11 protein-coding genes are annotated in these 15,099 nt (G+C 43.4%); all 11 read right to left on the bottom strand.

The genetic code is table 11. The annotated features are described in order from the left end of the window. Positions 1–2: 2 nt before the first annotated feature. The gene (locus G469_RS0104155; RefSeq protein ID WP_028263974.1) at positions 3–2,324 is read right to left on the bottom strand and encodes a DEAD/DEAH box helicase; all 2,322 of its coding nucleotides are present in this window, start codon (positions 2,322–2,324) and stop codon (positions 3–5) included. A gap of 44 nt (positions 2,325–2,368) precedes the next feature. Then, positions 2,369–4,819: an ABC transporter permease gene (locus tag G469_RS0104150; protein WP_028263973.1), complete on the bottom strand. Its 2,451-nt coding sequence runs from the start codon at positions 4,817–4,819 to the stop codon at positions 2,369–2,371. A gap of 6 nt (positions 4,820–4,825) precedes the next feature. Next, positions 4,826–5,560 (bottom strand): ABC transporter ATP-binding protein, encoded by a 735-nt coding sequence (locus tag G469_RS0104145; RefSeq protein WP_051353757.1) that lies wholly within the window; start codon positions 5,558–5,560, stop codon positions 4,826–4,828. 212 nt (positions 5,561–5,772) lie between these two features. Then, positions 5,773–6,798: a hypothetical protein gene (locus tag G469_RS0104140; protein ID WP_028263971.1), complete on the bottom strand. Its 1,026-nt coding sequence runs from the start codon at positions 6,796–6,798 to the stop codon at positions 5,773–5,775. A gap of 46 nt (positions 6,799–6,844) precedes the next feature. Then, positions 6,845–8,209, bottom strand: a complete 1,365-nt coding sequence (locus G469_RS0104135; RefSeq protein WP_028263970.1) for an ATP-binding protein — start codon at positions 8,207–8,209, stop codon at positions 6,845–6,847. After that, on the bottom strand, positions 8,199–9,857 hold the full coding sequence (locus G469_RS0104130) for a TerB N-terminal domain-containing protein (protein ID WP_028263969.1): 1,659 nt from the start codon (positions 9,855–9,857) through the stop codon (positions 8,199–8,201). Before G469_RS0104130 ends, G469_RS0104135 begins: the two co-directional genes overlap by 11 nt. Positions 9,858–9,896: 39 nt before the next feature. Next, a complete protein-coding gene (locus G469_RS0104125) occupies positions 9,897–10,736 on the bottom strand; it encodes a pirin family protein (protein ID WP_156908404.1) in 840 nt (279 codons plus the stop codon). A 241-nt stretch (positions 10,737–10,977) separates the two neighbouring features. Further along, positions 10,978–13,614 (bottom strand): ferrous iron transporter B, encoded by a 2,637-nt coding sequence (feoB, locus tag G469_RS0104120; RefSeq protein WP_028263967.1) that lies wholly within the window; start codon positions 13,612–13,614, stop codon positions 10,978–10,980. Positions 13,615–13,624: 10 nt separating this feature from the next. After that, on the bottom strand, positions 13,625–13,864 hold the full coding sequence (locus G469_RS0104115; protein WP_028263966.1) for a FeoA family protein: 240 nt from the start codon (positions 13,862–13,864) through the stop codon (positions 13,625–13,627). Positions 13,865–13,901: 37 nt separating this feature from the next. Further along, positions 13,902–14,168 carry a FeoA family protein gene (locus tag G469_RS0104110; RefSeq protein ID WP_051353756.1) on the bottom strand — a complete coding sequence of 89 codons (267 nt, stop codon included), beginning with the start codon at positions 14,166–14,168 and terminating at the stop codon, positions 13,902–13,904. A gap of 154 nt (positions 14,169–14,322) precedes the next feature. Then, the gene (locus tag G469_RS08340; RefSeq protein WP_051353755.1) at positions 14,323–14,847 is read right to left on the bottom strand and encodes a VanZ family protein; all 525 of its coding nucleotides are present in this window, start codon (positions 14,845–14,847) and stop codon (positions 14,323–14,325) included. Positions 14,848–15,099: the final 252 nt, after the last annotated feature.

Here is a 15,099-nt window from a genome sequence, read left to right as displayed (position 1 = left end):
AGCTAGACGAGCTCGGTGTTTACCCACTGCATAATACGCGTACATGCTCCCTCAATATCCAGTACGCCACAAGCAAAACCCTTGCGCACGAGTTCTTTTGGCAAATATTCATCGTACTTATCAAAAATAGGAAGCTCTGAATCAAAGAGTAATTCCATAGGATCAAAATCTGTAGAAGCAACTTCGGAGAGTGCATCAAAAAAATCCTCCGGAGTTGCTTTCATTCTGAACTGAATGTAATACGGACGATAGGTATCTATCCCTTTAATGCCTAGATATGCAGGGAGTTTACGTTTGATAATCCGCTCGAGCGCTAAAAAGGCATAGCTGCCCAGCCAAGGAAATAGCGCCCAAGTATCTCCACCTAAATGAATCAAAGGCTCCTGAGTGATATGCGCTGCACGAGCCACAGAACGGGCCTGTAACAAGCGAGCTTGTGCTTGTGGACGCAAATAGGTATATGACTTTTGCTCCACAAGGACTTGCTTCATCCGCTCCAAAACACGCGTGTTTATATCTCCTGCAACATCACCAAAGTAAGCAGGCACCTTGCCTTTTACGAGAGTTACGTAGATAAGTTTACGCTTGTGATCTATCTCTTCTACCAACCAAACATGTCCCGCAATAGCAAGTTTTTCTCCTGTAGGTGGTGGTAGCACCACAGTACCCAGTTCTTGGCTTTCACTACGAACGGTATACTCTTCGTTTTCTACAAACACGCCATAAAAACGGAAATTGTTAGTAACACGCTCTCCAGCCAGCCCAATAATGAGAGTATCTTCTTCCGTTTGCTGGATTTGTTCTGTTTCTAATAAATGATGCAATAACAGCCTATAATCGTCTGTACTCACGTTTGCAAAAGGGGAAAGTGTTAACACACGACTAGCAAGTTGAGCTGGCGATATATCTCCAGCTGAAGCAAGGGTTGCCATGGTTTGATGATAAAGCAAGCTATAAGGTAATCGCCCTTCTCGCGCTGGCTCTACCCAACGATCCTCCAGATACAGCTGCACCAAAGCAATGCCTTGCAATAACTTCCAGGGCACTGTTGAAGGCATTAGGCTACGGGGTTCTGGTTGATCTTCTCTCATAACAAACCACATCTCTGGTGGCACGTCACGTCTACCTGTACGACCCATACGCTGCAAAAAACTAGAGACCGTAAAGGGTGCGTCTATCTGAAATGCGCGTTCCAAGCGGCCAATATCAATACCCAACTCAAGTGTAGCAGTAGTACAGGTAGTAAGCGCTACTTCATCATCGCGCATCAAGTCTTCTGCACTCTCACGAAAACTGGAAGACAAATTACCATGATGAATAAGAAACCTGTCTGGCTCATGGTTGTATTCGCAATATGAGCGTAGGGTACTTGTTATTGCTTCACACTCTTCCCGAGAGTTTGAAAAAACAAGGCATTTTTTACCTCGAGTGTGCTCAAAAATATAGCCAATGCCCGGGTCTGCATTGGTAGGCGCATCGTCAGTCGCATCCATTGCAATATCAGTATTAGAAATTGGAATAATTTTTTCAGATTTTCCAGGCTCTTCTATCAATGCTTCTATATGCAAGCTTCCGTCCAGTGCTTGCCGCACTCCCCCTCCTTGCTGCGTAGCTTGTAAACCGGACGTATAAAAATGTTCCATAGAAATGAGCCAGGTTTGTCCTGGCTCAACTACGCGTGGAATAATTGTTTGACGCCCTGTACCAGCAGAAAGAATCGAAGCTGTAGATTGAGGATTGCCAATAGTAGCCGATAAACCAATACGTCGTGGATTAACACCAGCCAAACGAGAAAGACGCTCAATCAAACACAATGTTTGCATACCACGATCCCCGCGCAAAAGCGAATGAATTTCGTCTATGACCACATACCGTAAATCATGAAACAGCGCTGGAATTGCAGCATGCCTATGTAAAAGCATTGCCTCAAGCGATTCTGGCGTGATTTGCAGTACACCAGATGGGTGCTTAAACATTTTGGCTTTATGAGAAGCAGAAACATCTCCATGCCAATGCCAAACGGGAATATCTGCCTGTGCACAAAGCTCTTCTAGCCTATAAAATTGATCATTAATTAATGCCTTGAGTGGACCAATGTAGATTGCCCCTACCGAGGTGGGAGGATTTTCCCACAACTGCGTTAAGATGGGAAAAAATGCTGCTTCTGTTTTACCAGAAGCCGTAGAAGAAGTAAGTAGTACATTACTATCTGTATTAAAAATGGCGTCTGCTGCAGCCAGCTGAATTGCCCGCAATGACTCCCAGTCATGCTCATAGATAAAGTCACGCACAAAAGGAGCGTAGCGCTCAAACACATCTGACATGTGTAACTCCTCACGAACAAAACAGTACATCTGTTCGTATTATACTACTCCTGTACCTTGAGTGCCTCAGCCAAACTGACCTTGTGGATATTCCACACATGAATGGCAGCGGCTACCACATAGGTTGCAATACCAATTATGAAGACCTGCATCAATAGCTCTGGTCGATAATTAAGAGGAAAATTACCTGCATAATCGGCCAATAGTTGATGCATAATTTCATTCACAATCACAATGATTACAGGGATAGATAGCAGCTCAGATGCCAATACAGTAAACGTGATGGGATGCATATAAAGCATACGAATTTCTTTTTCGGTATACCCAAATACCTTCATATAAGAGATATACCGTGCGGATTGCTCAATAATTGTTTTAGTGAGAAGAAAGATAAGCAACACGGATACTGGAATGGCAGCCCACATAAGCATAGACAACACACTACCCATGGAACGGTTAATTTGATCACCCGCAGATGCCATTTGTCCAGGTGTAGTCTCCGCCACTAGATACAAATCATCTAATAGCAGGGGTTTATTAGAAGCGTAGCCATTAAAGTAATCAACTGGTTTATCAAATATCTCACACCACATAGTACGGCTCATGTATACATTCATGTCCGTCTGACTGCCAGCAATAACATCAGGAGAAAGCATATACGTATCCCCTGTATAGCGATTGGTAAAGCAGTACTGCTCTCCTCGAGTGAGGTTACACTTTTGTGCCAAACCAAGACCAACCACGATCTTGCCACCAGATACGTCAAATTTCCAATAATCAGAATTAAGGTCAATGCCGTATACAGTAACTTCTTCACTCTTGCCAGAAATTGCACGCGGCACATCAAGCGTTGTAACAGCAAACTTCTCGGATTTCTCGATAGCCTGTACTGAGTTGTGATACATATTTACTGGATGACCCGCAGCAACATAGGGGTCAGACTCCAGCAAGGATGCGCGCATGAGCAGAGTGAGGTACCGAGATTTGCTGAGCTCATCTTCTGGATGTTCATATTTATGCAGCACATTAAGAGCGGAAGCAGCATCCACCTGTGCAGATGTCACATCAATTTCCAGAGGCTCTTTAAGCGTATACACATGCTGCGCGGGCACCATCTTAGACATTTGAGCAGAATACTCTTCCATCAGTGGTATCGTGCACAAACACATGAGCAGTAAGACGTTTGAAAATACAATCCCCAAAAACAGAATGAGAAACTGTGATGTATTGCGCACTAAAATACGCATGCGAAAACGGCGCAGAAACTTCCAATAGTCTGGAAACACAAGCTTACTACCGCGAGAACGATGACGGATTTCTTGACGCAAAAACTGTAGAGGCGTTGCCTTAAGACTGATGGCAATACCAATAAAGCTCACGATCATGAGCAAAAGCACTGGCAAGACCGTCATAAAAACAAATATCTCTACCGAAAAAAGCGGCATAAAATTAATAATGTCATATGCGCGATAATAGCTTTGAGTCATATTCTTAGCAAAGCCGCTGTAACAAATGATGTTACCTATCCCTGCTGCCAACAACCCCGTTAGTGTAGGCAACACCATATAGTGCGCAATAAGTTCACGCTTACGATAGCCTGAAGCCAGTAATGTTCCAATAACGGCACTTTCGGACACAATGGTTGCCTTAGTAAGCACTACAAAGACAAATGATGCCACAACCAGCAAAATTGTACCTGCAACAGCCCAGCTTTTTTGGTCGCTTTCAAAGTCCTTATCTGCATAGCTATAAGCGTTGTTATCTTCTTTATCTATCAATTCAGTCAAAAAGACATGGTTGTCGTTAAGAAGTTTTGCCACATCCTGCTCATACGTTACACGCTCACTCAAAACCATGGACGTATTATCCAACACCACAGAATAGCGATAAACCTGAGCTTTTGATAGTTGATCGTATGCTTCGTCAGTAAGCTGAGCAAGCGTAAAAGTTACACCATCATAAATAAGGTCTGTGTTCTTCTTTACCAGCACCTGATAATCCGGCATGCTCATAAATCCCGTAATAGTAAGCGTACGACCACTCAGTTGAATGGTATCTCCCACAGAGAGATTATTGTTGTTGCAATAGGTTCGAGAAAGAGCAATCTCGTTATCTTGTGACGGGGCTCTACCTTCCACATAGGTAACCATATTAAAGTCTGTACGATTTTTAAATAAACGTGCAGTGGTTTGCTTTTGTGCACCTGGAGCTGTGAACTGCACATCGGAATAGAAGTTCTCATACAAGGTACAACCAGAACGATGCTTTTGCACCTTAGTAATAACATCGTTTGGAATCTTGAACTGCGTTGTTACATAAAAATCCTCAAGATTGGCGGTGGCACGATTTTGAGCAATACGTTTTTGAATAGAGCTCGCACCCGTTAAAAAGCTGGATACCATAGCAATGGTAACGGTGATTAAAAAGAATAATCCCAAATATTTACCTAAATTGTGTATAAAATCTCGCGGGAGACGTTTAATAAGTGGTGACATAAGACCCTACCATTCCAAATCCATGGCAGGTACAAGATGAGTGTTCATCTGATCCTCCACAATGCAGCCATCATGCAAACGGAGAATGTGATGAGACATGCGTTTAATAGCATCGTTATGCGTAACTATAATCATGGTGCAGCCATATTGACGATTGACTTGCTCCATAAGCTGCAAAATTTCCTTAGAGGTCTTATAGTCCAAAGCACCCGTAGGTTCATCACACAACAACAGTCGGGGATTTTTTACCAAGGCACGACCAATGGAACAACGCTGCTGCTGACCACCAGAAACCTGGTTAGGAAACTTGTTTCGGTGTTCCCATAGGCCCAAGTTATGCAGCAAGTCATCTATGGGCAGTGGTGCTTGGGAAACATGAGCTCCCACCTCGATGTTCTCTCGGATGGTAAGGTCTGGAATAAGGTTGTAAAACTGGAAGATAAACCCAAGTTCTTTACGACGATACTCCACAAGCTGCTTAGAAGAAAGCTGCGTAATGTCTTGATCGCCAACTTGAATGGAGCCAGAATCTGCTGCTTCCAAACCTCCTAAAAGGTTCAAAAACGTAGACTTTCCCGAGCCAGAAGGGCCAAACAGTACACAAATCTCACCATGATTGATGGTGGTATTAATGCCAGACAATACGCATACCTTTGCATCCGCCTGACCATAGCTCTTGCACACATCGCTCGCACAAATAAAGCTTGCTTCACTTGCTTGCACTGTTGCTCGTGCGTTCATATCGAGCTCCTATACCGTTGCAAAAGTTACCATAAGTAAACTATACAACCAGTATATTGTTAAAAGTTAGATATATGTATCTTTTTTAAACAAAATATGTGAAAACTAAGGAAGCACCGTATATGGAACCGTACATACAGTGCTGTGAGAGGTCGGTAGATAAGGTAGATTAAAAAAATAATTATTTATCTTCTGCCCGATTGTTATAAAGTTTACTCCCATTGTGCATGTTGTGCTCTTGCACCGTAACGATATGCAGTTCCATCTGGATTAAAATTAGCCTCGATTCTATATCTTTTCCATAGCTCATAATCTGCGGTTTGCATCGTAAGACTGAAAAGAGTGTCATTTTTTATTTCTTCAGAATCTACAGGATTTAACGAAAAAATATCCTTTATATCCTTAGTTCTAAAATCTTGGATGGTAAGATGAGACAAATCTGTATGGTTGAATGTAACTTCAGATAATTGCTTACTATTAGCATCAATCTCATAGTATGTTATGACACAGTTCTTTAAGCTATCCGAGTCTTTCTCTGTAGGTGTAACACTCATAAAACCATAGGACTTACCGTCACGAAAGATTTCTAAAAGCTTGCCGTAATAAAAATGATCATTGCGTTGATTTACAATCTCGCTATCAGCTGTCTTTTCATAAAAAGTAAACCCTTCTGACAAGAGCTCAGATGCCTTTGTTTCCCCAATGATGACATTAGTTTTATCTACTTGAACTTCGATTGGTTCTGAAGGAAATCCGGTCAAAGATATGAAGAGCACTAAGAAAAAACATGCAAAAGACTGGGTACCAAGTACAGCATTTGATGAAGAATAATAATATATCGGTTTATTCGAACGATTAAATAATCCAGTGATCAATTTAATAACACGGCTCAGTATTATTACCACAATAGCAATACCAAACTCAGCCTTTAAACAGGTATAAAGTGCTTTTGAAAAGTGATGTGTTTCATAAAATACTACGCCGAAAACAACAATATTTGCCAAAATAAAATTCAAAATGGATAAGGTAGCCTCTTTCAATGCTATCGAATCAGTAACATCATCAAATTGAATGTGACTGAATCTTCCTTTCAGGATTGATCCAATCACATAAATCCATCTGGGCAAATCTCTTTCTGTTCTTACGGCTATTGCAATTCTCAAATAGATATAGATTGTCAATAAAAAAAGTAGCAATGCAACAACGCCAAAACTCAAAGATATGATTAAAAACCCCATAATTATTCCTTTTTGGCATACATACAGATGAGTTACTCAGAATTACCTACAAAGTAAACTCGGCAAATTGAGATGAACCTTCATCATTATCCTTCGGTGCACTCGCAACTGTACCAGTAGCTTCTACTTCCAGATTTTTGTGCTGTCCAAAGGACTCATCGCCTAACAAATTTTTTACCGTCACACATGGATCTTGGAACATAATATCGAGCATCTCGATAAAATCACGAATAACTTCACGAGGCGTAATATGCGTTTGCGCACCCACACGAGATAATTCCATCTCTAAAAATGTTGTGAGCTGAGCCTCATCTAAGCGACGTTCATAACCAAAAAGATCAGCATGAATATCTGCGAGTTTCTCGATAAGAACCAGAAGCTCCTCCGGGGTAAGTGGCATCAAACGAATAACAGGAGCTAACAAATCGGACATACCTTCTCTGCCAAAACGCCCTTGTGTAAGACGAGAACGCAAAGCTTCGTATGAATATAAGCCACGACGCCTATCTTCTACAGATTGTGGCGTACCGCCCATGATGATGCCTAAATACTGAGCACGGCCTTGTAGGGCATCGTTATACATGGTTAAGATCTTCTCGTAATTATATTGTCGTGAAATAGCATTGGGAATCTTATACAGATTAACTAGTTCATCTACCAGCACCAATAAACCTTCATAGCCAGCGCCACGCAAAAAACAAGCAAACAGCTTAATGTAGTCATACCAGTCATCATCCGTAATAATGGCCGTCACACCTAATTCTGCACGAGCCTCAGACTTGGTACGATACTCACCACGAAACCAACGAATAACATTTGCTTTAACCTCATCATCCCCGTCCATAAAAGCACGAAAATATGCCGATAAAAGCTTAGCAAAATCAAAACCATGTACCATTTCTTGCAGATCAGACAATGAAGCATAGATAGTTTTTTGAACTTCCTCTACAAAAGCTAAATCCTCTGGAAGCGTACCTGCAGCAATTACCTTTGACTGCGCACCCGTAACCCAACGGTCCAAAATAAGCGTAAGAGCCCCGCCTTCAGGACGCGTCTTGGTAGACAAGTTAGAAATGAGTTCACGATACGTAGCTAAACCCTGGCCACGCGTACCCTGTAAACGACGCTCTGGTGATAAGTCTGCATCCGCCACAACAAAATTATTACCCATGGCATGATTGCGCATGGTCTGTAATAAAAAACTCTTACCGCTACCATAACGACCAACCACAAATCTAAACGATGCGCCACCATCTGCCACCATAGACAGATCGCGTAATAAGGCTGTAATCTCATCCTTACGACCAACCGTGATATACGGTAAGCCCACACGTGGTACAACACCACCCTTAAGCGAATTTATCAAAACACCTGCAATGCGCTTAGGCACACGAACTGAATCAGTTGGCACGTACAAACTCCTCTACATCTTTACGGTAGTCCTCTACCAAACTCACAACTTGTCCGTCAAACTCTAAAACAGCATCATATACCTGCTCATACAGCAGTTCATTAATACGATCAACCTCAACCGAAAGCATAATAGTTGATTGTATTTGCGGCATTGGCTTGTTTTCTAACACAGATTCTAGAAGCTCTTTTTGCCAATTACTGAGAATCCCTGTGTTTGGCGTAGGTTCTTCTATATGTTTTGCGGATAGCTCGGACTCTGCTATAAACTCACGCTCTTCATCCACTAGCAATGCTTCACGCGTCTGAGCTGCATTAGTGCGAATACTATGTAAAGAGTCCTTGTTAATAACTATGCGTGCGGCCTCTATACGTTTTTTCTCGTTAACAAGCTGAATAATTTCCTGAGTAATATATCCACGCTGATATTTTGGAATTTCTCGAGGCTTAAGCGATGTGCTATCCCCTAGGGCTTCTCGCAAAACCGCATCTATCTCATGCAGTAAATTACCAAGCTCACTGCTGCGTGTTTGCACTTTACATGGCTTAGAAATAGTCCAGCGACCGTTACGACAGCTATACACCACATGCCATGGAGTTACAATTACCTGATTTTCATGGGCTTGTGGTGTATAAAAAATTGCTCCAGAAAACATGGCATATGGATCACGAACAGGTGGACCAAATAAGCCGTCAATGTAGCCTGTTTTTCTGCGAGTTTTACAATGCTCAACCATCTTTACAAACACACAGGTGCACACCTGTTGTAGCTTTTGTGGATGCGTAGCATACAGTTTTGACTTCTCTAAGTGGTACTGGCTAACTGCACACAATAAATCAAACAACTTTGACGCGTTAATCTGGGGAGCTTCAAGCTTTCCTTGTACAAGTTTTTGTTCTAGTTCACGCAACTGATGTACTGCAGCAAATTGCACAAAATCCGAGCATGCATAATCAAGTGGCAAACCATGCCACAGTGCAAGGTCTAACATCCATGAACGCAAATAGGACTGCAACACCTTATTAGTTTCGTCCTTGCAATACTCATCACATAAGACTGCAAGCATATCCATTGCCTGCTGTGCAGACTCCACCCCTACACCGCACAAAAGCTCATAAGCATACACAAACAAAAAGGATAGCGGGGCCTTGGAAATCTTGCATTTTCTAAACTGAGTACGCCAACTAAAGTACGCACGCGCATCCAGATTACTCATATCCTCATACGTGGGGTAATAGCAGGAAAAATGACTGGCGTAGTCACAGTCGTCCTCAAAATCTGCCATAAATAAAGCCTGCTCATAAAACAGCTTGGAGCCACCGTAATGATAACTATGCCAGCCTGCCTGGGTAGCCAAACCGCGCATCTCTAAGATGCGCTGAGGTGTTGGCTCTTGTCTTATTGGCTGATATCTTGCTAGCTGTTGTTTTGACTTTTGTACTGTAAAGACATCTTTCTCGCGTTCCTGCAGCAATTGTCTGCCGGTACGCAAAATAGGTGTATCGCGATATTCTTGCTGGCTAAAAACACTTGATTCACCAGCGGTAATCTGAGCTAAAATATCTCGCGCGATATCTACCGCGCGAGATATAGTATGCTCTGCGGACTCAAAATGATCATACGGATATGTTGGCTTCTTTTCGTACATATGTTCGTATAGTATAGTACATCCGTATGAAAAGAATGTTTATTTCTCGCTCAAACCTTCCTTAATAAAGCTTCCTTGCTCAAGTTCATCAAACGCATGCTCCAGCTCCACAGAGGTATTCATAACAATAGGGCCAGCCCATGCCACAGGTTCTTTCAAGGCCTTGGATGCAATATATAGTACCTGGACCCTATCGGACTCGGCCCTTATAGTTACACCATCTCCAGCAGACAGTTTAACGGCGGTTTTCTCGTCAATATATTCGCCAGAAATAGTGGCGTCCCCCAGCAAAGTAAACAGCATAAGCGAATCATCTTGAGGGGTGGCAATGGTTAGCTCGGCACCCTTATCCAGCTGAATATCATAATAATCCAAAGGCAAATGCTCACTTTGATGACCCTGTTTTCCCTCAAACGAGCCAGCCAAAACACGAACTTTACCACCCTGAACAGCAACCTCTGCAATCTGCGTGTTAGTTATACTGTGGTAGGTTGGCGTGCTCATCTTGTCCCGAGCAGGAAGATTAAGCCACAACTGAACTCCTAACAGGCGATCATGCGCATTGGGAAATTCCTCATGAATGATGCCAGAACCGGAGTTCATCCACTGAACTTCACCTTCACCAATGGAAGCCGCATTGCCCAAGCTATCCCGATGAGAAATCCAGCCTTTAGACATATAACTAATGGTTTCTATGCCGCGATGCGGATGCATGGGAAATCCCGCTTTGTAGTCTTCAGGATTGGTGGAATCAAACGAATCCAACATCAAAATTGGATCAAACTCTTTCACAGTATCCGCGCCTAGTACACGCACCAAATGCACACCAGCTCCATCAATTGCATGGTAGCCTTGAACCTTCTTGATAATAGTCCTCATGATATGTTCCTCCCCTTTATTCTCGCGAGAAACCCCGCGAACTTGCGATACGTCTAAAGAAACTGCACTACAATCACCCTGATAGGTATAATTTGATTGTGCACAATCTATTTACAAGAGATATCCCCCATACGCATCAGAACAAACCACTAGACGATACACGCACGGTTCCTACATATACAAAAACCTCGCACCACAGCGTTGCCGCTATGATGCGAGGAATATGCGATTTAAGAATAACTTAAGCGAGCTTCTCCAAGATTTTTTCGTCAGCCTTATCCCACTTGGGTATAGGACGGAAGAGTTGGAAGAACATGGCTCCCAAAGCAACAAGAGCAATAACTGTCCACAGACCAAAGTGGCCAAAGACAAACAGTTCATACAGCTGGTAAATAATCATACCAACTACCCAACCAAAGCCGCACTCGTAACCAATGGCAAACCAGAACCACTTGGCGTCGTCCATCTGCTTACGAATAGTACCCATAGCAGCAAAGCAGGGAGCATTGAGCATATTGAAGGCAACAAATGCCAGCATAGCACCCAAGTGCAATGTGCCACCAAAGGTAAACATATTGGCAAAGCCATTCCACATGGTTACAGAGTTCTCGCCCGCATCACCCAAACCATACAGTGCACCAAAGGTAGAAACTAAATTCTCCTTAGCGATAAGTGCAGAGATGGATGCAGCTGCTGCCTGCCAAGAATCGTTACCCAAAGGAATGAAGATGGTACCAACCCAGCTACCAACAGCAGCCAACAAGGAGTAATCCATATACTCCTCAGGTGCGCCAGCCATAGCCTCAAGGAAGCCAAAGCCACCGTTGCCGCCATCCCAATTTGCCCAACCAAAACGAGACAAAACCCAGATACCAACAGCAGCCATAAAGATGATGGTACCGGCCTTCTTAACGTAAGCACTTACGCGCTCCCATACATGCAGCCACCAAGACTTAAGTGCTGGGAAGTGATAATCGGGAAGCTCCATAACAAAAGGAGCAGGATCGCCCGCAAAGGGCTTAGTCTTCTTAAGCATAATGGCCGAAAGAATGATGGATAAAAGACCCAAGAAGTAGAACATAGGAGCAATCCACCAGGCATCGGAACCGCCCAGCAAAACACCCATAACCAGTGCAATAATAGGCTGCTTAGCACCGCAAGGAATCATGGTGGCAAGCATTGCGGTCATGCGACGATCATTCTCATTCTCGATAGTCTTAGTTGCCAAGACACCAGGAACACCGCAGCCAGCAGAAACCAACATAGGAATGAAGGACTTGCCGGACAGACCAAAACGACGGAACACGCGGTCCATAACAAAGGCAACACGGCTCATATAGCCGCAGTCCTCAAGGAAGCACAACAATACAAACAAGACAAACATCTGGGGGATGAAGCCCAAAACAGCACCTACACCACCAATAACGCCTTCAATTACCAAAGAGATAACCAAAGGAGAAGCGCCAGAATTTGTAAGCCAAGCCTCTACTGCACCGGGAATAGAAGGAACAAAACCTTCAAAGTCCTCTGCAGCGGGCTCCTCTGCAGAACCTGCAGCTGCTGCTACAAAGTCATCTGCATCAATCTTGGCAATAGTCTGGAGTTCAATGCTCTTATCGGCAGGCATGCCTTCAGCATCAAGCTTGGTTACCACTTCATCATTAACGTCTACCAAGTTACCATCCTCATTATGGATGGGAATATCCTTAGCAACAACACCGGCTTCTTTAGCCTCAGTAGCAAACTTGCTAACAGCTTCGGTGTCCTTCTCAGCAACTGCATCAGCAATACCCTCGGTGTCTATGCCAGCTTCCTGAGCAGCAGCAATAAAGCCTTCTACTTTGTCAGCATAAAACTCGCCATCCCAAGCCTCCTTAGCCTCAGTATAGGCATTGGAACCAGAAGCAGAGATAAAGAAACCGTCACCAAAAAGATTATCGTTAACCCAGTCGGTTGCAGGAGTGCCCACAGCCACAAGAGCAAACCAATACATAAAGGTCATCACAGCAATAAAGATGGGGATACCCAACAAGCGAGAAGTAATAACCTTGTCAATCTTCTGGGAAGTTGTGAGCTGGGCAGGAGCTTTGACTACGCACTCCTCCATAACAGAGCTAATCCACTCATAACGATCAGAGGTGATAATAGACTCAGCATCGTCATCGCGAGCCTCTTCTACGCTGGTGATAAGAGTTTCAATCTTAGCAAGGCGCTCATCAGAAAGACCAAGTGGCTTGATTGCCTCTGCATCACGCTCAAACAACTTAATGGCATACCAACGCAAGGTATTGGGCTCTACATCAGACTTAATCTCTGATGCAATAGCTTCCAAAGCAGACTCAACCTCGGGGGTAAACAGCTTAATGCCCTGGCTTATCTTACCTTGCTTACCAGCAGCAATTGCTGCCTCTACAAGTTCAGTAATGTTGGTATTACGCAGTGCAGAAACCTCAAGAACCTCTACACCTAAACGCTCAGACAACAAAGAGGTATTAATAACATCGCCACGTTCCTTGAGCAAGTCACACATGTTAAGGCCAATGACCACAGGACGACCAGCCTCAAGAATCTGTGTTGCCAAATACAGGTTGCGCTCGATATTAGTTACATCAATAAGGTCGATAATAGCGTCGGGCTTCTCGTTAATTACGAAGTCGCGCGAAACTACCTCTTCGGGAGAGTAAGGACTCAAGGAGTAAATACCGGGAAGGTCGGTAAACAGAACGCTCTTATTCTTCTTCCAGGTAGCCTCTTTTTTCTCGACCGTAACGCCAGGCCAGTTGCCAACATAGCCATTTGAGCCGGTAAGCTCATTAAAAAGCGTGGTTTTACCGCAGTTAGGGTTACCAGCAAGTGCAATATTAATCGTATCTGCCATAATTCCCTACCTACGCCTTTACAACAATGTCGCTTACTTCAATTACCTGAGCCTCGTCCTTGCGCAGAGTCAGCTCATAACCACGTACGGTCACCTCGATTGGATCCCCAAGTGGTGCAACCTTATGAACAAGAACCTTAGTTCCTTTAGTAAGGCCCATGTCCATAATGCGGCGCTTAATAGCACCCGTACCGGCAAGCTTGACTACCGTGCAAGACTCACCAACATGTACGTCGCGAAGTGTTGGCATTTTCCTTCCTTCCATCGCGTTTAATAAACAAATTGCATTAGCTCACATAAATATGGGAAGCCATTTTGCGGTCAAGTCCAAAGGTTGAACCTTTGACACCTACCACTACATCGCCATTAACGCGCGATACAATTTTGACTTCAGCTCCCTCTACAAACCCGAGCTCCGAAAGATGTTGACGAATAGATTGCCCACCTTTAACACGTGCAATATGCACGGCCTCTCCATCGTGGACGAGCGACAAGGGCATTTGCGGTGCGATAGAAGCAGAAGTTGGTGCTGTATCAGCATGGTTGTCATTCATATCTGCTCCCAACAAGCATTCGGTATAGTAAATCAACAGAAGAAAGTTGAAGTTTGTTAACTCAATCTAAGTTCTGATGTTAACCCGATTAAACATTAATGGCAACTATGGTTAACTAATTTTTATGTGTTGTTTCACACACAAATTAAATACGTTACTTTCTAACTTCATCTGAACACTTAGTTTTATGTTTCAAGTTCAGCTGCGCTTGTTTAGAGCACGTGTTTAGATATGTAAACCTCACCACCAAGGCAAGAAAAACACCAAACGCAATTCCACTCAAGTCAATACATATATCACGTAGACTTCCTTCTCTACCTGGCACAAAAAGCTGAATGGTTTCATCAATGCACGGAACTGCAAGAAGGTACATCACAGCTAAAAGACGACCGTGGCACTTATACCTTTGAAAAATAAAGTGTCTACTAGCAACTAATCCCAAAACACCCAACACACTATATTCCAAGAAGTGAGCAAACTTACGAACAATAAAAGTCGCATTACTCCACTGCAGGCCTACAAAATTAAGTAGTGGTACCGCATATTCAACCACCCTGTTGCTCTGGGCGGTTGAAGCCTCTCCTATCACAAGCGAGTTTCCCCAAATAAAGAGTGTCCACAGCAAAAGAAGAATAAACGGTACCGATGCAAGCATGTGCTGTTTTGTATTAGGTATCATGTATACAACCTTACTTATTCATATATATCGCTACGAGTAGCTATTATTAAGAATACCTACCGTACATTATTAGTATTCCGTATTGCTTTTATCGGCTACGCGGTAAAATTAGAAAAGACAAACTTTGGTAGATTCGCTAAAAAACAACGCTCGCGAATCATCTACCTCCGGTAATCGAAAAAACCGTTACCTCATCCTCTACCTCTATAGGCAACTGATATATTTGCGCTTACATCTACAGAGTCAAACTGC

Origin of the sequence: Atopobium fossor DSM 15642, from assembly GCF_000483125.1 — a bacterium.
Classification (GTDB): Bacteria; Actinomycetota; Coriobacteriia; order Coriobacteriales; family Atopobiaceae; genus Atopobium; species Atopobium fossor.
This window is presented reverse-complemented; position numbering and strand designations above follow the sequence as displayed.

Excerpts from the sequence above, each read along its gene's own strand:
- G469_RS0104155 (WP_028263974.1), bottom strand. The coding sequence starts at position 2,324 with ATGTCAGATGTGTTTGAGCGCTACGCTCCTTTTGTGCGTGACTTTATC.
- G469_RS0104150 (WP_028263973.1), bottom strand. The coding sequence starts at position 4,819 with ATGTCACCACTTATTAAACGTCTCCCGCGAGATTTTATACACAATTTA.
- G469_RS0104145 (WP_051353757.1), bottom strand. The coding sequence starts at position 5,560 with ATGAACGCACGAGCAACAGTGCAAGCAAGTGAAGCAAGCTTTATTTGT.
- G469_RS0104140 (WP_028263971.1), bottom strand. The coding sequence starts at position 6,798 with ATGGGGTTTTTAATCATATCTTTGAGTTTTGGCGTTGTTGCATTGCTA.
- G469_RS0104130 (WP_028263969.1), bottom strand. The coding sequence starts at position 9,857 with ATGTACGAAAAGAAGCCAACATATCCGTATGATCATTTTGAGTCCGCA.
- G469_RS0104125 (WP_156908404.1), bottom strand. The coding sequence starts at position 10,736 with ATGAGGACTATTATCAAGAAGGTTCAAGGCTACCATGCAATTGATGGA.
- feoB (WP_028263967.1), bottom strand. The coding sequence starts at position 13,614 with ATGGCAGATACGATTAATATTGCACTTGCTGGTAACCCTAACTGCGGT.
- G469_RS0104115 (WP_028263966.1), bottom strand. The coding sequence starts at position 13,864 with ATGCCAACACTTCGCGACGTACATGTTGGTGAGTCTTGCACGGTAGTC.
- G469_RS0104110 (WP_051353756.1), bottom strand. The coding sequence starts at position 14,168 with ATGAATGACAACCATGCTGATACAGCACCAACTTCTGCTTCTATCGCA.
- G469_RS08340 (WP_051353755.1), bottom strand. The coding sequence starts at position 14,847 with ATGATACCTAATACAAAACAGCACATGCTTGCATCGGTACCGTTTATT.